Annotated in this window: 16 protein-coding genes; 7 read left to right on the forward strand and 9 right to left on the reverse strand. The window is 66.6% G+C overall.

Features of this window, described 5'->3' with window-relative positions; all coding sequences use genetic code 11:
• Positions 1-166: 166 nt before the first annotated feature.
• Positions 167-1,774, reverse strand: coding sequence for a tyrosinase family protein (locus EJB06_RS27565; RefSeq protein ID WP_164558056.1), 1,608 nt, complete (start codon positions 1,772-1,774; stop codon positions 167-169).
• 256 nt (positions 1,775-2,030) lie between these two features.
• Positions 2,031-4,154, reverse strand: coding sequence for an aminotransferase class V-fold PLP-dependent enzyme (locus EJB06_RS27570; protein WP_229427321.1), 2,124 nt, complete (start codon positions 4,152-4,154; stop codon positions 2,031-2,033).
• Positions 4,155-4,258: 104 nt separating this feature from the next.
• Between EJB06_RS27570 and EJB06_RS27575 the strand changes: the two genes are divergently transcribed.
• The 3 genes from EJB06_RS27575 (at position 4,259) to EJB06_RS27585 (ending at position 7,706) form a co-directional block, all read left to right on the forward strand.
• Positions 4,259-4,744, forward strand: a complete 486-nt coding sequence (locus tag EJB06_RS27575) for an Lrp/AsnC family transcriptional regulator (RefSeq protein ID WP_126077245.1) — start codon at positions 4,259-4,261, stop codon at positions 4,742-4,744.
• 68 nt (positions 4,745-4,812) lie between these two features.
• Complete coding sequence (locus EJB06_RS27580) at positions 4,813-5,946, forward strand: branched-chain amino acid ABC transporter substrate-binding protein (RefSeq protein WP_126077246.1); 1,134 nt, start codon at positions 4,813-4,815, stop codon at positions 5,944-5,946.
• A complete protein-coding gene (locus tag EJB06_RS27585; RefSeq protein WP_126077247.1) occupies positions 5,946-7,706 on the forward strand; it encodes a DUF885 family protein in 1,761 nt (586 codons plus the stop codon). Before EJB06_RS27580 ends, EJB06_RS27585 begins: the two co-directional genes overlap by 1 nt.
• A gap of 13 nt (positions 7,707-7,719) precedes the next feature.
• On the opposite strand, the gene EJB06_RS27590 is transcribed toward EJB06_RS27585, so the two are convergent.
• From EJB06_RS27590 to EJB06_RS27600, 3 genes are read right to left on the reverse strand one after another with little or no spacing between them, the layout of a single operon-like run.
• Positions 7,720-8,025 carry a tetratricopeptide repeat protein gene (locus tag EJB06_RS27590; RefSeq protein WP_126077248.1) on the reverse strand — a complete coding sequence of 102 codons (306 nt, stop codon included), beginning with the start codon at positions 8,023-8,025 and terminating at the stop codon, positions 7,720-7,722.
• 11 nt (positions 8,026-8,036) lie between these two features.
• On the reverse strand, positions 8,037-8,522 hold the full coding sequence (locus tag EJB06_RS27595) for a DUF2165 family protein (RefSeq protein WP_126077249.1): 486 nt from the start codon (positions 8,520-8,522) through the stop codon (positions 8,037-8,039).
• On the reverse strand, positions 8,519-9,940 hold the full coding sequence (locus tag EJB06_RS27600; protein ID WP_126077250.1) for an MFS transporter: 1,422 nt from the start codon (positions 9,938-9,940) through the stop codon (positions 8,519-8,521). Before EJB06_RS27600 ends, EJB06_RS27595 begins: the two co-directional genes overlap by 4 nt.
• Positions 9,941-10,010: 70 nt before the next feature.
• Here EJB06_RS27600 and EJB06_RS27605 point away from each other — a divergent pair, with 70 nt between their 5' ends.
• The 3 genes from EJB06_RS27605 to EJB06_RS27615 all read left to right on the forward strand — a co-directional run bounded on the left by EJB06_RS27605 (position 10,011) and on the right by EJB06_RS27615 (position 13,167).
• Entirely contained in the window at positions 10,011-10,679 is a 669-nt protein-coding gene (locus EJB06_RS27605) for a helix-turn-helix transcriptional regulator (protein ID WP_126077251.1), read from the forward strand.
• A 54-nt stretch (positions 10,680-10,733) separates the two neighbouring features.
• Positions 10,734-11,063: a DUF3817 domain-containing protein gene (locus tag EJB06_RS27610; protein ID WP_126077252.1), complete on the forward strand. Its 330-nt coding sequence runs from the start codon at positions 10,734-10,736 to the stop codon at positions 11,061-11,063.
• 295 nt (positions 11,064-11,358) lie between these two features.
• A complete protein-coding gene (locus tag EJB06_RS27615) occupies positions 11,359-13,167 on the forward strand; it encodes a DUF885 domain-containing protein (protein ID WP_126077253.1) in 1,809 nt (602 codons plus the stop codon).
• A gap of 36 nt (positions 13,168-13,203) precedes the next feature.
• Here the strand turns inward: EJB06_RS27615 and EJB06_RS27620 are convergent, their stop codons facing one another.
• The 4 genes from EJB06_RS27620 to EJB06_RS27635 are packed head-to-tail and all read right to left on the reverse strand — an operon-like array spanning position 13,204 to position 18,048.
• On the reverse strand, positions 13,204-14,892 hold the full coding sequence (locus EJB06_RS27620) for a M14 family zinc carboxypeptidase (RefSeq protein WP_126077254.1): 1,689 nt from the start codon (positions 14,890-14,892) through the stop codon (positions 13,204-13,206).
• 59 nt (positions 14,893-14,951) lie between these two features.
• Positions 14,952-16,445, reverse strand: a complete 1,494-nt coding sequence (locus EJB06_RS27625) for a sensor histidine kinase (protein ID WP_126077255.1) — start codon at positions 16,443-16,445, stop codon at positions 14,952-14,954.
• Complete coding sequence (locus tag EJB06_RS27630; RefSeq protein ID WP_229427322.1) at positions 16,442-17,386, reverse strand: hypothetical protein; 945 nt, start codon at positions 17,384-17,386, stop codon at positions 16,442-16,444. The genes EJB06_RS27625 and EJB06_RS27630 overlap by 4 nt, the downstream gene beginning before the upstream one ends.
• 11 nt (positions 17,387-17,397) lie before the next feature.
• Positions 17,398-18,048: a response regulator transcription factor gene (locus tag EJB06_RS27635; protein WP_126077256.1), complete on the reverse strand. Its 651-nt coding sequence runs from the start codon at positions 18,046-18,048 to the stop codon at positions 17,398-17,400.
• Positions 18,049-18,366: 318 nt separating this feature from the next.
• Between EJB06_RS27635 and EJB06_RS27640 the strand changes: the two genes are divergently transcribed.
• Entirely contained in the window at positions 18,367-19,038 is a 672-nt protein-coding gene (locus tag EJB06_RS27640; RefSeq protein ID WP_126077257.1) for an energy transducer TonB, read from the forward strand.
• The last annotated feature ends 111 nt before the right edge of the window (positions 19,039-19,149 follow it).

Below are 19,149 nucleotides of genomic sequence, written 5' to 3' on the forward strand. Positions count from 1 at the left end.
TCGCGTGGGCATGACCAACACGCTGCGGCACAGCGGGTTGCGACCGGGTCGTACGGCTGTTGCAATCCTATAACGATGACGCGTCCGCGACTGTGCGCCATCGAACATAAGAATGAAGGGCTTGCCACCGTGGTACGGTGGCAAGCCACCTCGTCAGGCAAATGGGCTAGATGACCTCATCGGTGGAACCGACCAGTACCTTCACCGCAAGCGAGCGGAGGTGAACCGGGCCGCCCTCCGCTTGATCGAGCGGCTTGCCTGAGGCGTCCGTGCCGACGGAGCGGACGAACGTAAAGATAATTTCCGAGGGATTGACTTTTTTGTCGGAAGAAAGCTTCTGGACAAACGCCGTAATATCGACCCGATGATGAACTTCCTTGCCGGGGGCGCCGTTCGGGCGGCGGCGCGGCGCCTCGAACGTGGTCAGGTAGCCGACCCTGCTGGCCTTGCCCAGTTCAGGGGGGACCGCTCCCGGGAGGCTGGCATAAATGTCGTAATTTCCGGCGCTTCCCGATTCTTTCTCGATGCCGCTGATATCGAGCACGACATAGTTATACTTTTCCTTGACGCTTTCCAGCGCCATCGGACGCTTGCCCGGGGCAGTCGATCCAGGAGGCGGCGGCAATGGCGCGAGCGGCACTCGGATGTCGGTACGGGCGCTACTCGACAATGTCACCGCGCTGGTGGCCGGTCCGGCTGGTTTTTCGAAAAAGCCCTTTATTTCCCGGGGTAGTTGCTGGATACTTTTCAGATTGGGCGGCTTTTTACCCGCCGGCTGACCCAGCGTCGGCTGGGGTAGCAGGGTCGGATCGGAATCGTAACGGTATCCCAGATTGGCCTGATCGGCGTAAAACGAGCGCTTTTCGCGCACAATGGTGCCGTCCGGCGCCATGAAGGAAAATGGCGCCTGATCGAGCCAGCCATCCGGCATGGCGCCCCAGTACTTGTTTTTCGCGGCCAGCCACATATTCCACAGGCGATCGATATTTGCGTGATGAAACCAGAATACCGGATCGAACGCTGCGGTATCCACACTGCCCATCCACCCGCCCACACCGCCATGAACCGCACCGTGAGGAACGTTATCGATCGCACTGACCGCGCCTCCCTGCCCCACCGCGCCGCCGAAACCGGGAACGCCTGCCACCGCAAAATAGCGCTCCGCGTTGAATGCGTCGGTAATGTTCACGGCAGCGAGGCTGAGCTGATCTCCCTTGTTTTTCAGGGTCCGATCGGGTCCGCCTGTGGGAAACAAGGAATTGGAGATGGATTTTCCCTCCTTTTGCCGCTGCTTGCCGATGAAAATATCGGGCAGCATGCGGCTGCCGGCCTGCGGGGACGTATAGTCCCAGTAAGGCAATGCAAAGGAAGGGTCCCCGAGTATGTGCCTGGCGCTCTGCTCGAAGTGATAAACGTAAGCCCGGTGCCATACCAGGAAATCCGCCGGCTGGCCCTTTCCGAAATGCGTACATTGATCCCAGTAAGGCAGCGCATCTTTGGCTTTGGGATCGGCGTCGAATATCGCCTTGATGGCCTGGACCCCAGGGTCTTTATCGGAAAAATCGGGAAACCAGTGGATCGCGGCTTGAAAAAAATAACTGGAAGGATGCGAGGCAGGCAGTGCGCGCATCCGCTCGAACAAGGTAAATAGCTGCTCGCGCCGGGCAGCGTCGGCCATGACCGTGGAAAGCGGCTGCCGGGTGACCGTCTTGACCACCGGCTTGGTGGTTTGGGCATACAACGTCGACTGTGGAAGAAACAAGGCACCGCTCATCAGGGCAAACGTCTGGCTATTGAACTTCCTTCGACTGGCGCACGTAGTCATCTTATTACCTCATGGGTAAGAACAGCGTACAAACAAGGGAGGGCTCCGCCTGCCAAAAAGAGCGATTCGTACAGAGCGGAGGGGAAAACCAATATCCGCTTCCCGTGCAAAAATTACAAGCTGTTTATAGAGGGTTGTTTTTTTGGCGTGCGATGACACCGACGGCAAGCGTGCCCGCGCCGGCGGCAAGCCGCAATGGGTCCGCTTACGCCGCCAGCGGCAATTTGGCGTCCAACGCCACCCCGCCCGCCACATGCCAGGCCTTGCGGTAGCCGAGGCGCTGCAGGCACTGCGCCGCCTTGATGCTGCGCGCGCCGCTGCGGCAGAAAAACACCAGCGGGCGTTCCTCCGCGCGCAGCCAGACCGACAGGCGGTCGGCCAGGCGCGACAAGGGCACGCTCTCGATTCGGCGGCCGTGCCACTGGCCGGCGTCGGCCGCCGCGTGTTCGTAGGCTTCGCGCACGTCGATCAGCAGCGCGTCGGGATGCTGGTCGAAGAAGCGCTCGAGGCCATGCGCCTCGAGCTGCATCGTCAAGGGGTTGGCGGCCGCGATGGCGCCGCCGCGTTCCGCCACCAGCGTGGTGCAGGCCAGGCTGGCCGCTTCGCGGGCCTGGCACACGACGGTCTTGCGCGACACCAGTTCCGCCAGTTGCTCGATGTCGGCGTTCGGCCCGGTGAAGGCGAAGCGCACGTCGCCGGCGGCCAGGCCGGCGGCCGAACGCTCGCCGAACAGATAGCTGGCGCCGTCGTCGCGCTCCACGCGCGCCAGCAGGCGGCTGCCGAACATCAGCGCACCGGCGCTCTGGCCGTTATCGAGCGTGACCTGGTCGGCCAGCACCGGCCAGCCCAGCGCCTCGTGGCTGACGGCGCCGGCCAGCTGGCCGCCCAGCGCCGTCACCAGCGCCGCGCGGCCGGTGCCGCCGCGATGGGTGTCGATCACGGCGCGCACGCGGTAGCCCTGGCAGCGCACGAAGTCGTTGATGCGCCCGGCCAGCGGCGCCTGCGGATTGACGATGGCGCAGGTGCGGCTGGCGGCGTCGAGCAGCAGCCAGGTGCAGGCGCCGTCGCTACCCAGTTGAATCACGCCGTCGCCGTCCTGCGCGGGCATGCTCGATGGCACCAGGCAGCTGGCGCGCAAGGCCGCGCCGCAGCGGGCGATGCGCTCGCAGGCGGCGTCGATGAAGGCCTCGTCCGCCATCGGTCCGAACGACATGCGCACCGCCGCCGCGCAGCGCCATGGCGCCAGGCCCATCGCCGCCAGCACGTAGCTGGGCGCGGCCTTGGCCGCCGAACAGGCCGAGCCCGCGCTGACGCGCACGCCGGCGGCGTCGAACAGGTCGAGCAGTTCCTTGCCGGCCAGGCCTTGCACGGAAAAATTGAGGGTGGTCGGCAGGCTGGTGGCGAACGGCGCGTTGAAGACGATGCCGGGCAGCGCCGCGCGCAGGGCGCCGACCAGCCGTTCGCGCATGTCCGCCAGCTGCGCGTGGCTGCGAAAGCCGCCGCCCTCGTCCAGCGCCGCCAGCACCGCGCCCAGGGCGGCGATGCCGCTCATGTTCTCGGTGCCCGAGCGCTGGGCCGACTCCTGGCCGCCGCCCATCATCAGCGCGGTGTAGGGCGCGCCCTCGCGCACATACAGCATGCCGATGCCCTTGGGCGCATACAGCTTGTGGCCGGAGAACGGCGCGTAGTCGATGCGGGTGGCGGCCAGGTCGAGCGCCAGCTTGCCGAGGGCCTGCACGCTGTCGACCATCCACAGCGCCTGCGGTGCGCAGTCGTTCAACACGGCTTCGATCCCGGCCAGGTCGGAAATGGCGCCACTTTCGTTATTCGCGGCCATGGTGCAGATGAAGGCGGCGCGCGGCGCCAGTTCGCGCAGCACGTCGAGGCGGTGGCGCCCGTCGCCGTCGACCGGCAGCGCGCGCAGTTCCAGCCCGGTGCCGAGCAGCGCGTTCCAGTGCGCCAGGCTTTCGGGCACCGCCTTGTGTTCGGTGGCGCCGTACAGCAGCAGGTCGCCGCCCGCTTCGCCCCTGGCGCGGCGCGCGCGCACCTCGCACAGCGCCGACAGCACCGCCGTCTGGATGCCTTCGGTGGCGCCGCTCGTAAACATCAGCCGGCCCTGCCCGGCGCCGAGCACGCGCCGCGCCAGCGCGCGCACGCCGTCGAGCATGGCCTTCGCTTTCAGGCCGGTGGCGTGGCTGCTGCTGGGGTTTCCGTAGCAGTCGCGCATGGCCTGTTCGGCGGCGGCGATGGCGGCGGGATGGACGGCCGATGTGGCATTTGCGTCAAGGTAGATTTCGGTGTGCATGGCGGGGCGAAATGGTAATGTCATTCTTGCGTGATATGTTATCGGCTAAAACGTGAGAAAATATGCCAAAATTTGCTCGTATTTGTACTCGTTTAGCATATTCATCTCACATTTCAGAAAAAAGCAGAATGAGTTCTCTCGATAAGTATGATTGCGCCATCCTCGCGGCCCTGCAGGCCGACGCCACCCTGTCGATCGCGGGCCTGAGCGAGAAGGTCGGCCTGTCCAGCACCCCGTGCTGGAAACGGGTCAAGCGGCTGGAGGAAGAAGGCTATATCCAGACCCGCGTGAGCATCATCGACCGCGAAAAGGTGGGCCTGCCGGTCACCGTGTTCGTCAGCGTGCGCACCACCGAACACGACGAAAAATGGCTGACCCGCTTCGCCGCCGCCGTCATCGCCCTGCCCGAGGTCATGGAGTTCCACCGCATGAGCGGCGACGTCGACTACCTGCTCAAGGTGGTCACCACCGACATCGGCGGCTACGACCGTTTTTACAAGAAGCTGATCAAGACGGCGCACATCACCGGCGTGTCGTCGGCGTTCTCGATGGAGCAGATCAAGTACACCACGGCGCTGCCGCTCGATCTCATTTCCAAACGGCTGCCCGCTTAAAACCGCATATAAAAATGCCGCGAATCGTGCGATGATGCCGCTGTCCAGATCAGAGGAGAGACAAACGCATGGCACCGAACAAAAAACACATCCCCTTCGCCGCAGCCGCCCTGCTGCTCGCTTCCCAGGCCGCGCTGGCGCAGGAGCAGGTCGTCAGGATCGGCGTGACCGGCCCGCTCTCGGGCGCGAATGCCTTCGCCGGCAAGGACAACGAAAACGGCGTGCGCCTCGCGCTGGAAGAATTGAACGCCAAAAAAATCAGCATCGCCGGCAAGCCCGTCAAGTTCGAACTCAAGTCCGAGGACGACCAGGGCGATCCGAAAGCCGGCGTGGTGGTCGCGCAAAAGCTGGTCGACGCCGGCGTGCGCTTCGTGCTCGGCCCGTACAACTCGGGCGTGGCCATTCCGGCCGCGCGCGTCTACAACGACGCCGGCGCGCTCATGTCCACCGTCGGCACCAATCCCAAGGTGACCCAGAGCGGCTACCAGGGCGTGTTCCGCATCGTCGCCAGCGACACCCAGCTCGGCGCTTCCATGGCCGGCTACGCGGCCAGGCAGTTAAAGCTCAAGAACATCGGCGTGATCGACGACCGCACCGCCTTCGGCCAGGGCATCGCGATGGAATTCGTCAAGCAGGCCAAGGCCTCCGGCATCACCGTGGCGGGCCATGAGTTCACGACCGACAAGGCGACCGATTTCGCCGCCATCCTGACCAAGCTCAAGGCGAAGAACGTCGATGCGATTTTCTTCGGCGGCTATGCGCCCCAGGGCGCACCGATGGCGCGCCAGATGCGCGCGCTCGGCCTGAACGTCAAGCTGCTCGGCGGCGACACCCTGTGCAGCCCGGAGATGGCCAAGCTGGGGGGCGACGCGGTCGGCGAGAACGTGCTGTGCGCCCAGGGCGGCGCGATCCTCGACAAGCAAGCCGAGGGCCCGGCCTTCCAGGCCCGCTACAAGGCGCGCTTCAAGCAGGCGCCCGACGTCTACGCAGCCTCGTTCTACGACCAGACCATGTTCATGGCGCAGGCCATGAAGTCGGCCAACTCGCTCGATCCCTCCGTGGTGGCCGCCGCCATGCGCGCCAGCAGCTACAAGGGCGTGGTCGGCACCTATGCTTACGACGACAAGGGCAACATGAAGCAGTCGGCCGTCACCGTCTACACCTTCAAGAACGGCGCCCCGTCCGCGCTGGCGACTTACTGATGCGCGGCGCGATGCTGCTGGCGGCGGCCCTGGGCGCGGCCGGCCTGTCCACGCACGCCGGCGCGCAGCCGCGCGCGGCGCTGACGCCGCCGCTGTCGCACTTCGCCATCGCGCAGCAGGCGATGCCGGCGTTTATCCAGCGCTACCAGCTCGATTACGCCAGTCTCGACAAACTGTACACGGTGGCCAACGGCACGGCGCGGGCGCGCCAGATGGAAGACTTCTTCACGCAGTGGCGCGCGGCGCTCGACGCGCTGCCGTTCGACAGCTACGGCGTGGAAGACCGCATCGACGCGGTCATGATGCGCAGCCAGATCGACTTCGAACTGCGCGAACTGGCTGCGCGGCGCCAGCGCTTTGCCGAAGCCGAGCCGCTGGTGCCGTTTGCGCGTCCCCTGATCGACATGGCCGAAGCGCGCCGCACGATGCAGGCGCAGGATGGCGCGGCCAGCGCGGCGGTCCTGCAGGGGGCGCTGCTGGCGGTGCGCAAGGCGCACGACGCGCTGCTGGCCGGGGCCGACATCCATGCGCGCAAACCGATGGCCTCGCGCAGCGTGGCCAACCGCGCCGCGCAGGTGCTGGCGTCCACCGCGCGCGACCTGAAGGCCTGGTACGCCTACTACGAAGGCTACGATCCGCAGCTCACCTGGTGGGTCAAGCGTCCGTATGCGGACCTGGACAAGGCGATGGGCGAGTATGCGGCCAGCCTGAACGAACGGCTGGTCGGCAAGGCCTCGGCCAGACTGCTCAATGTGACGGGCGACCCGATCGGGCGCGACGGCTTGCTCAGCGCCCTGCAGCGCGAGATGATCCCGTACACGCCGGAAGAATTGATGGCGCTGGCCGAGAAAGAGCTGGCCTGGGGCGAGGCCGAACTGCGCAAGGCCTCGGCCGAGATGGGCTTCGGCGCCGACTGGCACGCGGCCATGGAAAAGGTGAAGACCACCTACGTGGCGCCGGGCGAGCAGCCGGCCATGGTGCGGCGCCTGGCCAAGGAAGCGATCGACTACATGGAGGCCAACAGGCTGGTGACGGTGCCGGAAGTGGCGCGCCGCAGCTGGCGCATGGACATGCTCTCGCCCGAGAGCCAGTTGATCAGCCCCTTCTTCCTGGGCGGCGACACGATCCTGGTGTCCTACCCCACGGCCGAGATGACGCACGAGCAGAAGATGATGTCGATGCGCGGGAATAACCCGCACTTCTCGCGCGCGACCGTGCAGCACGAGCTGATTCCGGGCCACCACCTGCAACTGTTCATGGCCGACCGCTACCAGCCGCAGCGCCGCCTGTTCGACTCGCCCTTCTACGTCGAAGGCTGGGCCGTGTACTGGGAGATGCTGCTGTACGAGCGCAATTTCGCGGTCACGCCGGAAGACCGCATCGGCATGATGTTCTGGCGTAATCACCGCGCCGCGCGCATCCTGTTCTCGCTCGGTTTCCACATGGGCAAAATCACGCCCGAGCAGGCGGTCGACATGCTGATACAACGCGTCGGCCATGAGCCGGACAATGCGCGCGCCGAGGTGCGGCGCTCGTTCAACGGCGACTATCCGCCGCTGTACCAGGCCGGCTACATGGTCGGCGCGCTGCAACTGCGCGAACTGAAACGCGAGCTGGTCGACGGCGGCAAGATGAGCTTGCTGGACTACCACGACCGGATTCTCGACGGCGGCATGCTGCCGATCGAACTGGTGCGCGCGCGCCTCAAGAACGAGAAGGTGGCGCGCGACTTCAGGCCGGGCTGGCGCTTCTACAAGTAGCCTAGCGCGGACCTCAGCGCCGCAGGCGCTTGAGGAACACCGTCATCTCGCGCGAGGACTGGAGGTCGCCCTGCTTCACGGCGACCTCCAGTCCTTTGTTCCATGCCGCTTCCGCGTCCTGCGGGCGCTCCAGCGCCAGCCACGCTTTGCCGAGCAGCTTCCAGGCGGCCGAATGGGCCGGATTGCGCTCGGTGGCCTGGCGCAGATGCAGGGCCGCCGCCGCCGCGTCGCCTTCTTTCAGGCAGGCGTTACCCAGGCCGAAGCGCAGCAGGGCATTGTCGCGCCCCGCTGCCAGCAGTTGTTCCAGTCGTTCGCGCATCGCGCCCTCCTTCAGGCCAGCGGCAGGTTAAACAGCAAAAAGGCCGCCACGCTCCACACCAGCAGCCCGATATGCGTCAGTTGCAGGCTCTCCTGCCGGATCCAGTAGCCGAACCACAGGCCGCCCAAGTGCATCGCGAACAGGAAGGCGGCGAAGCCGCTCATGGCCAGGTTGAGCGCCGCACGCGCGGCCGCCAGGTCCTGGCCGATCGCCAGCGTATATGCGCCAGACCAGCAGGCCCCGGCGGCGGCGATCTGCAACGCCAGCACGAGCAGCAGCGCACAACGCGCCAGCGCTGGCGAAGCGAGGGCGCGCGCCAGCAGCGCTGTCGCGACCGCCGGCGCCTGCCTGAGCGGCGCCATCGACATGGTGGCGCCGATCGCCCCGGCCGACCCGGCGAAGGCCTGCAGGTTGTTGATGACGGCAATCGACAGCCAGGCCGCCAGTCCCAGCGCGTGCACCGACTGGAACAGCCAGATGGAGGACGCGGTGCTCATGCGCCGTCTCCGTGTCCGCCTGCGATGCGGCGCGCCAGCAGCGCCGCCAGTGCCGGCGCCAGCGCGAAGCTGGCGAACAGCCACAGCGCCGCCGACTGCGCCCCCGCCTTGCCTCCCGGCGCGCTCAGGCCGGCGGCGTTGGCCACCAGCCCCGCCACCGCCGCGCCGATCGCCATGCCGTACAACTGCACGGTGGTGATCGCGGCCGAGGCCAGGCCGCCCTCGCCGGCCGGGGCCAGCGTCAGCACGCGCGTGAGCAGATGCGGCCAGCCCAGGCCCACGCCGGCGCCGGCGCCGGCCAGCGCCACGCCGTACAAGAGCATCAGCATGGCGGGCGAGAGCGCGTCGCCGGCCGGCACCAGCAAGGCCAGCGCCGCCAGGCTGAGCGCCCCCAGTACCGGGCCGGCGCGCAGCATGCCCGCCGCCGCCGCGCCCTGGCGTCCGGACGAGAGCATGGAGCTCAGGCTCCAGCCGGCCGCCATGGCCGCCGTCAGGTAACCGGCGGCCAGCGGCGTGTAGCCGTGCAGGGTCTGCAAAAAGTAGGGCACGTAGATTTCGGTGGTGGTGCCGACCAACAGCAGCGCCACGCTGGCATACACCGCGCCCAGCGGCGAGGCCGGCGCGCAGGTTCCGGACGGCAGCAGGCGCACGTGCGAGCGGCGCTCGACCAGCATGGCCGCCACGCCGAGCGCGATCCCGGCCGCCACGCCGGCGCCCTGCCAGGCCAGCGCGCGCGACAGGCCGCCCGCCGCCACCGCCAGCACCGAGGCGGCCAGCAAGGCGATCTGGGTCAGCGGGATCGCCGGTGGCGCCGACGCCGCAGCCGCCGGACGCAGCCGCGCCGCCACCAGCAGCGCCTGCAGCAGGGCCGCCGGCAGCAGGGTCCAGAAGGCCCAGCGCCAGTGCCCGGCCTGGGCGAACAGGCCGCCCACGGCCGGCCCGCACAGGGTGGCCACGCCCCACATGCCCGACACCAGCGCCACCGCGCGCGGCCACAGGGGCGCGGGGAACACCACGCGGATCAGCGCGTAGCTCAGGGCCGCCAGGGCGCCCCCGCCCAGGCCCTGCACGCTGCGCCCGGCCAGCATCCACGGCATCGACATCGCACTGGCGCAGGCGGCCGAACCGAGCGCGAAGATGCCGAGCGCCGCCAGGCAGGCCCCGCGCGGACCGGCGCCGGCCAGCAGGCGCACCGACAGCGCCGCGCCGACGATCGAGGCCACCACGAACAGGGTGGTGTTCCAGGCGTACCAGTCCAGCCCACCGATATCGCGCACCACCGACGGCAGCACGGTGGTGACGATGTGGACGTTAATCGCGTGCAGCGCGACGCCCCCGGTCAGGGCCAGGGCCAGCAGGCCGTTTTGGCCGGAAAACAGGGTGCCCCAGGAGGCGGTGGCGGGTGAGGCAGTGGACATGGCGCGTTATCGACAGGACTTCGGGATTGGCTTAATATGCAAGAAAACGTTTGGATAATAAGGCTGAACCGTGAATTACGCAAGCAAATCGTTGGATAACTCGGCCGATGGCAAGCCGGCCGAGCGCATCCTGTTTTTTCTCAAGTCCAAGGGTCCCAGCCCCACCGCCAGGCTGGCGCAGATGCTGGACATGACGCCGGAAGCGGCGCGCCAGCAGGTGCAGAAGCTGCTGGCGGCCGGCTTGATCGCCGGCCGCCAGCAGGAAGCGGCGGGGGTCGGGCGGCCGCGCCAGGACTGGGTGCTGACCGAGGCCGGCAACCGGCGCTTTCCGGACACGCACGCGCAGATGACGGTGCAGCTGATCGGATCGATCCGCCAGCTGTTCGGCGAGGAGGGGCTGGACAAGCTGGTGGCGCAGCGCGAAAGCGAGGCGCGCGCGCTGTACCGCCAGGCCTGCGCCGGCCCCACCCTGGAGGAACGGCTGGCGCAGCTGGCCGCGATCCGCACCGAGGAAGGCTACATGGCGCGCATCGAGTCCGATGAACAGGGCTGGCTGCTGATCGAAGACCACTGCCCGATCTGCGCGGCGGCGCGCGCCTGCCAGGGTTTTTGCCGCTCCGAGCTGCAGCTGTTCGCCGAGATCGCCGGCCCGGCCGCCAGCGTGACGCGCGAGCAGCATGTGCTGGCCGGCGCCACGCGCTGTGTTTACCGGATCGCGCCGCGACAAGAACCAGCTTGATCGATGCGGCCGGAGTGACTATGCTTCGCGCATCTCAATTACTGCGGAGCTGGCATGACAATCCCCAAACCCTCAGGCATCGGCAAGCTGTTCGTCGCCGCCTGCCTGATCGAAGGCCTGACCTGGACCGGCCTGTTGATCGGCATGTTCCTCAAATACACGCTGGAAGTGACCGACCTGGGCGTGTGGCTGTTCGGCCGCCTGCACGGGGTGGCGTTCATGTTCTACGTGGTAGTGACGGTACTGGCCGCGCTGCGCCTGCGCTGGCCATGGTGGGCGACCCTGATCGCCGTGCTGGCCGCCGTGCCGCCGCTGGTGACGATTCCGCTGGAAATCTGGTTCAAGCGCCGTGGCATGCTGGGCCAGGCGCCGGCGGTGCGCTGACAAAACAAAGCCGCTCCCGAACACCGGGGAGCGGCTCGAATGGCAGCGGCCACATGCTCGGCGCGAGGCGCTGCAAGCGGGCTTGCCTGGGCCGGCCGGCATTCGCAGTTTGCCGGCTCGGCGGGAGACATCGTCAGGCGTCGATCATACGCGCGGGCACGCCGTGACGACAATACAAAATGCCATTCGTGCGCGCAGCGCCGATCAGGCAAATCTATCGGCTTCCGGCCACCGTTCCGCACCCGGAAAATCGCGTATCCTGTCTGCCGCGACCATTTTTCACCGGATAACTACTATGCATAAAACGCTTGCCAAGACTGCGCTGTGGACGGCGCTCGCCCTGACCTTCGCGCCCGCCCCGGCGCTGGCCGCGCCGCCGGCCGGCAAGGTATCGGGCGTGGTGTCGGCCCAGGCCAGGAAGCAGCTCGACACGCTCGCCGCCGACTACTACGAAGCGGTGGCGCGCTTCGACCCGGTCGAGGCCACCGAGCGCGGCGACAATCGCTTCGACGACCAGATCGGCATGAGCATCGGCCCCAAGGAGCGGGCGCGCCAGAACGCCCGCTACAACGTGTTCCTGAACCGCCTGCACGGCATCGACCGGCGCACGCTCGACCTGCGTTCGCAGACCAATTACGACGTGCTCGAATTCGAGTTGAACAGCCTGCTGTCGTTTTCCAACCTGCCGGAACTGATGCTGCCGCTGAACCAGATGGACAGCCTGCCGGTCACCCTGGCCAACTACGCCGGCGGCGACGCCGCCCAGCCCCTGAAGACGGTCAAGCAGTACAAGGCTTACCTGAACCGCCTGACGCAGCTGCCGGCATGGATCGACCAGGCCATCGCCAACATGCGCGAAGGGATGCGCGTGAACGTCACCTTGCCGCGCGCGGCGGTGGTGTCGATGCTGCCGCAGTACCAGAAGCTGGCCGGCGCGAAGGCCGAAGAGAGCATCTATTACAGCCCGATCCGCAAGATGCCTGCCGCTTTTTCGGCTGCCGACAAGGCGCAGCTGACGGCCGCCTACCGCAAGGCGATCGACGGCAAGCTGGCGCCGGCGCTGGCGCGCCTGGCCGCCTTTATCGAACAGGACTACCTGCCGGCGGCGCGCACGAGCACCGGCTGGAGCGCCCTGCCCGAGGGCAGGCAGTGGTACGAAAAGAGCGTGGCGGTGCGCACCACCACCGACCTCGCGCCGGAAGCCATCCACACGATCGGCCTGGCCGAAGTGGCGCGCATCCAGGCCGAATACGGCGTGGTGGGACCGAAGATGGGCTACACCGGACCGGCCGCGGGCCTGCCGGCGTGGGTGTCGCAGCAGGCAAAGTACAAGCCGTTCAAGACCGAGCAGGAAGTGATCGACGTCTACCGCAAGCTCGACGCGCTGCTGCGCACCAAGCTGCCGGCCTTGTTCACCCTGATGCCGAAGGCGCCGCTGGACCTGCGCCTGGAACCGGAACTGTCGCGCGCGACCGCGTCCGACCACTACACGGCGCCGGCCATGGACGGTTCGCGCCCGGGCGTGTTCTGGTCGGTGGTGAACGATCCGACCCAGTACGGCAGCACCGGCATGGTGACCCTGTTCCTGCACGAGGGCCAGCCGGGCCACCACTTCCACATCGCCCTGCTGCAGGAGCTGGACTTGCCCAAGTTCCGCCAGTTCAGCGGCAACACGGCCTACACCGAAGGCTGGGCGCTGTACGCGGAAACCCTGGGCAAGGAGATGGGGCTGTTCGACAAGCCGGAGGATTACTTCGGCCACCTGAACGATGAAATGCTGCGCGCGGTGCGGCTGGTGGTCGATACCGGCATGCACGCCAAGGGCTGGACGCGCGAGCAGTCGATCCAGTACATGCGCGACACGCTGGGCTATCCGGAGTCGTCGGCGAAAAGCGAGACCGAGCGTTACATGGTGTGGCCGGGGCAGGCGCTCGGCTACAAGATCGGCGCGCTCAAGATCGCCGAACTGCGGCGCCGCGCGGAGGCGGCACTGGGCGACAAATTCAGCCTGCCGAAGTTCCACGAGATCGTGCTGGAAGACGGCACCCTGCCGCTGTCGCTGCTGGAAGCGAAGGTCAATCGCTGGATCGAGAAGAACCAGTAAACCAGCAGGGGGAACGCAGCCGTTCCCCCGTTTCGCTTACATCGCCGACAGCACCGGATAACGGCGCCACTCCGGCTCCACGTAGCGCGCGCAGTTGGCGAAGATGAAGTCGAGCACCGCGCACTGGTCCGACAGCAGGGCCGGATTGGCCGCCTTCCAGGCGTCGAACTTCGCTTTCAATGCCGGTTCGTCGCGCAGCAGTTCGGCCGCGTGGTCTTCGAACACGTAGTCCGAATACGCTTCCTTCTTCTCCAGCACACTGTTAAAGAAACCCCAGCGGAAAAAGCTGTCGTGGCCCTGCGGCTCCAGCGTTTCGATGGCGTAGCGCGCCATGTCCTGGTCCAGCGGGATCCACCAGTCGCCCGCGCGCAGGGTCACCGCCTCGGTGAAGGCCTCCAGCTGCACGTCGTCGTGGAACATATGCCCTTCGTAGGCGTTCGCGCGCGAGTCGACCGAGACGATGCGGTAGCAGCGCACCTGCTGCACGCGGTCGGCCTCGATGCGCGTCATCGCCACGCCGTTCCACTGCAGGCGTTCGACGACTTCGCGCCAGGCTTGCGGCACCACGTAGGCGCGCGGCGTAGCCACCACGATATCGGCCGGGAAGCTGTTGAAGTAGGCGATATCGCGCTCCCACGGCGCGCTGCGGTCGTACGACAGGCGCGTGTAGTTGCCGATCGTGCTAGGCGTGTACTTGGCCGCGTAGCCGCGGAACGGGAAGGTCGACGGCTTGTCCGCGTCCATCGACCAGTGCACCGGCCACTCGCGCCGCGCCTTGCCTTCGTCGCGCGCGGCGCGGCGCAGGGCCTGGATGGTGGCCGCCTGCGCGACCGTGAACTCGAGCGCCGTTTCGACCAGCGCGCGCATCGAGTCGTAGCGGTCGGCGAAGGGCTTGAGCATGTGCGTCTCGGGCATGAAGCCGATGGTGTGGTGCAGCGCCGCGAAGCCGGTCGAAAAGCGCGGCGTCTCCAGGAATTCCGCGATGCCGTGGTCCGGACTGTCCTTGACCGGATTGACGTAGGGGCAGGTCGGCCAGCCGCGCCGCGCCATCTCGGCGAACATATGCGGCAGCATGGTGTCCTGCAAAAACCGGCCGAGCGCGCCGCCCAGCTTGTCGGTCTGGGTGTGGATCAGGGTCATCGTGTACGGATAGTCGGCGCCGTTGGACGTGTGGGTGTCGACCATCACGTCCGGGTCCCAGGCCGTGAACAGCTTGTTGAAGACCTGCGCGGTGAGGCTGTCGCACTTGACGAAGTCGCGGTTCAGGTCGAGGTGGCGGCTGTTGCCGCGAAAGCCGAACTGCTCGGGGCCGTCCTGGTTGACGCGCGAGGTGTCGGCGCGGTTGATGCTGCCGTCGACGTTGTAGAGCGGGACGAACAGGAACACGGTCCTGCCCAGCGCGGCCAGGCGCGCCTGGTCGGTGCAGAAGTCGCGCACCAGCGCCATGCAGGCGTCCACGCCTTCCGGCTCGCCCGGATGGATGCCGTTATTGTTGAAGAACACCGGGCGTCCTTCGTCCTTGATGCGCTGGCGGTCGAACACGCCGTCGCTGGAGACCACGCCGGCGTGGATCGGCAGGCCGGCGTCGGACGTGCCGACCACGCCGAACTGCAGCACGCCGGGATAGCGGCGCGCCAGCGCTTCGTACCAGGCGATGCAGTCGGCCCAGGTCGTGGTCTGGTTCTTGTTGCCCTGTTCGTAGGGCGTTTTCAATTCGTTCGACATTGTATGTTCTGCGATGAAGGTTAACACGGTGCCTCCTGCCTGCATGGTCGATGCGGCAGTCAGGCGGTTTGTGCGATCGGCAGGGCGATGCCGATCACGGTGCCTTTGTCAGGCTCGGAACTGAAGTCGATGGTGCCGCCCAGCGCGTAGACGCGCTCGCGCATGCCGATGATGCCGATCCCCGACGAGGCGCTGGCGGTGTGAAAGCCGGCGCCGTCGTCGGCGATTTCGATGTGCAGCGTGTCGTCCTGTTCGGACAGGGTCATGACCACCTGGGCGTGCGTGGCGCCGGCGTGCTTGAGCACATTCGACAGCGCTTCCTGCACGATGCGGTAGGCGGAAATGGCCAGTTCGCTCTCCAGGCCCGAAAAATCGCCGTCCGAGTGGAACTGGAAATGGCATTCGGGATGGCTGGCGTCGTAGTGGCGGATCATCTCTTCCACCGCGCCGTGCAGGCCGAGCATGTCGAGCACCTCGGGACGCAGGCGCCGCACCAGGCGCCGCCCGCTGGCGTACAGGTCGAGCGTGAGCTTGGTGATGGCTTGCGACTTCTGCTTGATCTCGTCCATCATCGGCCCCTGCTCGACCTTGCCGGCCAGGTGCAGGATGCTCTGCGACTCCAGGCGCGCGGCGATCAGCGAGGCATTGAGTTCGTCGTGGATCTCGATGGCGATGCTCTTGCGCTCATCTTCCACGATCGAGTTCACCTTCTGAATCAGCTTGCGCTTGTCGGCGTCGGCCTTGAGCGCCTCGTTGCGCGATTCGACCAGGTCCTTGGTCCGTTCGGCCACCTTGTTTTCCAGGTCCTGGCGCGAGCGGCCCAGCGCCACCGACATTTCGGTGATCGATTCCTGCAGCTCGCCCACCTCGCCGCCGGTGGTGACGGGCAGCGCCACCTGGTAGTTGCCGCCGCGGATTTCGCGCAGCGCGCCGATCGAGGACTTGAGCGGAATGGTCAGGCTGCGCGCCAGCACGTAGGCCAGCACGCCGCTGACCACCAGCGCCAGCGCGGCCATCGCCAGTTCGACCTGGAAACGGCGCGCCTGCTTGTGCAGCATGTTGGTGGGCGACATGGTCACCCGCACATAGCCCACCACCTCGGTCGGCACGGTGGTCGGCTTGGTGTCGCTCGACCCCGACACGTGCGGCACGCCGTTGTCCGAGAACAGGTTAATCCAGATCATCTGCTTCTTGATCGGCGCTTCGTAGAAGCGGTCCTCGCCGATGGCCGAGCCCTGCGAGATGACGCTGATGGCGCCTTTCTGGTTGGCGTCCACCACTTCGATGCGGTGGATGCTCTTGTCCGACTGGACCAGGCCATTGATGGTCAGGCGCAGGTCGGACAGGTTGCCCGAGATGACGTTGTATTCGCTGGTTTCGGCCAGCGCCTTGGCCAGGATGCGCCCGCGCTCTTCGAGTTCGAGCGCCACCTGGGCGCGGTGCGAGTACCAGGAGTAGCCCACAAAGGACGAGAACAGGAACACCACCGGCAGCATGGTGATGAAAGCCATGCGCGTGCCGATGCTCCAGCTTTGCCAGAATCGCAGGTTCATTGTCGCCTCACCGGTGGACGCCGCGTGAAATTACGGGCCGCCTCGTCGACCGCGACGTCGAGCGAGCGCGCCACGCCTTCGTTGATGACGGTGCTGAAGTAGCGCGGGAACTGGGGCGGCGCCAGTTCGCCGGTGGCCACGAATTCGTTGGCCACGTCGGCCACCTGGGCGTTGATCTGCTCGATGGTGGAGTAAGTGGTTGCCAGTGCGCCGGCCATGACCATGTCGGCCGAAAAGCCGATCACCGCCTGGTTGTGGCGGTAGGTCGAGAGCAGGATGTTGCGCACGTTCTCGGTGTTGTAGACGCTGCGGTCGGGCATGGCCAGCAGGACCTCGGTTTTGCCGATGCGGTTCAGGACCACGTTGATATCCTCACTGGGGTCGTAGTGTTCGAGTTCGGCGATGCCTTGCAGGGTCGGCTTCAGGAAGCCGGTATTGCTGCTGACGATGGCCGCCACGCGCACCGGGCGCTTGTAGAGCAGTTCGATCAGGCGCAGCTGGTCGACCGGCGCCGGCTCGGCGTAGATGGCGGTCATCGACAGCGCGCGCGCCGGCGGCAGGCTCTCGGTGACCGAGCGCCACACCTGGCTGGAGGTGAAGGCGGCGATGACGACGCAGTCGCACTTGCGCGCCGCCACATTGCGCAGCGCGACCGGGCCGATGGCCACGTACACCATGCGCCGGTGCTGCGCCAGTTCGGTGCGAAAGCCGCCGAAGATCGGCACCAGCTGCTTGTACAAGTCGTCGGCGATGCGGCGCGTGACGCCGGAATCGTCGGCGGTGACGATCTGGAAGCGGAACCCGCTCGGGTCGGTGGCATTGCTCGGGCTGATGACGCCGGCGCCAGCGGCCGTGCCGGCGAGCGCAAGGCCCACGGCCAGGCAGGCGCCCCTGAACGCGCGCCGCAGCGCACCGCCGCCATCGGCCACCGCCAGCCTCACGCGACCTCCCACTAGGGCTCGATCAAGCCGTACTTGACGGCCAGCTTGGTGATATACGCCTGCCGGTGCACGCCCAGCTTTTCCTTGACCGACTGGCTGATATTGCTGATCGTCTTGGTCGACAGGTTCAGCTTCTCGGCGATTTCGGCATTGGTCAGTCCTTCGGCCATCAGCTTGAAGATCTCCAGCCCGCGCTGGTCGAGCTGCGACTGCGGCGAGGCGTCGCCGCGCACCGACAGGTTGGCCAGGCGCTCGGCGATCTGCGGCAGGAAGTACAGCTTGCCCTCGTGCGCATGGCTGACCGCCGTGGCCAGGTCGGCCGGGTCGCAATCCTTGGTGACGAAGGCGCGCGCGCCCAGGCGGTAGGTTTCCTTGATCAGGCTATCCTGGTCGAACTGGCTCAGGAACACGATGCGCGCTTGCGGGAACTTGGCGAGGATGCTCTTGGCCGCGTCCAGCCCCGTCAACTCGGTGCCGAAGCGGATGTCGAGCACCAGCACGTCCGGATCGAGGGCGGCGTACATTTCTTCGGCTTCATCGGGCGTCTTGGCCTGTCCCACCACATCCATGCCGACGCCGGCCAGCGACATGGCGAAACCGGTCATCACGATCGGATGGTCGTCCGCCAGCAAGACCCGAATCGATTTTTGCTCTGTCTGCACTTGTACTCTCCACGGGTAAAGGCTGCGTCCGCTTACTCCGCCTTGCCATTGAATCGCATCAATGTGTGCGACCCGACGGCAGGCACGCCGCGCCTACCAGATTATTTCACACATCCGCCCCCGACGCGAGCCATCGCCCGGCGCGCCCGATTTGCCATCGACATAACCAGATTCGCGGCGAACTCTGCAAAATAATTACCACTAAAACCCTTTTCAATTGCTAGGACATAGCATATATTTGATCCATGGACTGGAAGAAGGCAGTGCGGACCTCCACCATGCGACCCATTTCGTGAACACAACAATACGGAGCACACCATGCATTTTTCTCAACAGCACATCGGCGCCAGCAACAAATTCACCAAGATGGCCATCGTCACCGCCCTGCACGTCGTCGTCGGCGCGGCCCTGATCCACAGCATGAACCGGGTGCCCTCGTTTTCGATCAGCGAAGCGGGGCCGATCGAGGTGACGCCGGTGATCGAAAAACCGGTCGAGCCGCCGCCAGCGGAGCCGCAGAACTTCGAGCCCAAACAGCTGCAGCCGACCATCGTGATTCCTCCGCCGATCGATAACCACATCGCGCCGCCGCCGGACAACCCGATTGTCGCCACAGTGAGCGACAAGGTGGCACCGCCGCCGGCAGCGATCCAGCCGAGCGGCCCGGCCGTCACCGATACCCCGCCGGCCGTGCCCCGCCCGGCCGCCGAGAAGCGCACCGCCGTGCTGGCCGACGCCTCGGCCTGCGTCAAGCCCGACTACCCGGCGCGCGCCGCCCGCGATGGGGCCACCGGCACCGTCAACCTCGCGCTGCTGGTCGGCGTCGACGGCAAGGTGAGCGATGCGCGCGTCGACAAATCGAGCGGATCGCGCGATCTCGACAAAGCGGCCCTCGCGGCCCTGAGCCTGTGCAAATTCAAGCCGGCCACGGTGGGCGGCGTGGCCGAACCGGCATGGGCGCAGATCGCCTACGTCTGGACGCTCGACTAAGCGCTCAGTAACGCAGCGCCGGGCGCAAGCCCCGGCGCTGCCGGTTGCCGATGCGATGGAATGGCATACAATGTTCCTCCGCCCTTCGTGGGCGCCGTATTTACCCTCCAT

The organism is Massilia atriviolacea, assembly GCF_003953935.1.
GTDB lineage: Bacteria > Pseudomonadota > Gammaproteobacteria > Burkholderiales > Burkholderiaceae_D > Telluria_A > Telluria_A atriviolacea.

Coding starts and splice junctions, on each gene's coding strand:
- EJB06_RS27570 (WP_229427321.1), bottom strand. CDS start 4,154: ATGACATTACCATTTCGCCCCGCCATGCACACCGAAATCTACCTTGAC.
- EJB06_RS27600 (WP_126077250.1), bottom strand. CDS start 9,940: ATGTCCACTGCCTCACCCGCCACCGCCTCCTGGGGCACCCTGTTTTCC.
- EJB06_RS27625 (WP_126077255.1), bottom strand. CDS start 16,445: ATGAACCTGCGATTCTGGCAAAGCTGGAGCATCGGCACGCGCATGGCT.
- EJB06_RS27640 (WP_126077257.1), top strand. CDS start 18,367: ATGCATTTTTCTCAACAGCACATCGGCGCCAGCAACAAATTCACCAAG.
- EJB06_RS27575 (WP_126077245.1), top strand. CDS start 4,259: ATGAGTTCTCTCGATAAGTATGATTGCGCCATCCTCGCGGCCCTGCAG.
- EJB06_RS27580 (WP_126077246.1), top strand. CDS start 4,813: ATGGCACCGAACAAAAAACACATCCCCTTCGCCGCAGCCGCCCTGCTG.
- EJB06_RS27585 (WP_126077247.1), top strand. CDS start 5,946: ATGCGCGGCGCGATGCTGCTGGCGGCGGCCCTGGGCGCGGCCGGCCTG.
- EJB06_RS27565 (WP_164558056.1), bottom strand. CDS start 1,774: ATGAGCGGTGCCTTGTTTCTTCCACAGTCGACGTTGTATGCCCAAACC.
- EJB06_RS27610 (WP_126077252.1), top strand. CDS start 10,734: ATGACAATCCCCAAACCCTCAGGCATCGGCAAGCTGTTCGTCGCCGCC.
- EJB06_RS27595 (WP_126077249.1), bottom strand. CDS start 8,522: ATGAGCACCGCGTCCTCCATCTGGCTGTTCCAGTCGGTGCACGCGCTG.
- EJB06_RS27590 (WP_126077248.1), bottom strand. CDS start 8,025: ATGCGCGAACGACTGGAACAACTGCTGGCAGCGGGGCGCGACAATGCC.
- EJB06_RS27620 (WP_126077254.1), bottom strand. CDS start 14,892: ATGTCGAACGAATTGAAAACGCCCTACGAACAGGGCAACAAGAACCAG.
- EJB06_RS27615 (WP_126077253.1), top strand. CDS start 11,359: ATGCATAAAACGCTTGCCAAGACTGCGCTGTGGACGGCGCTCGCCCTG.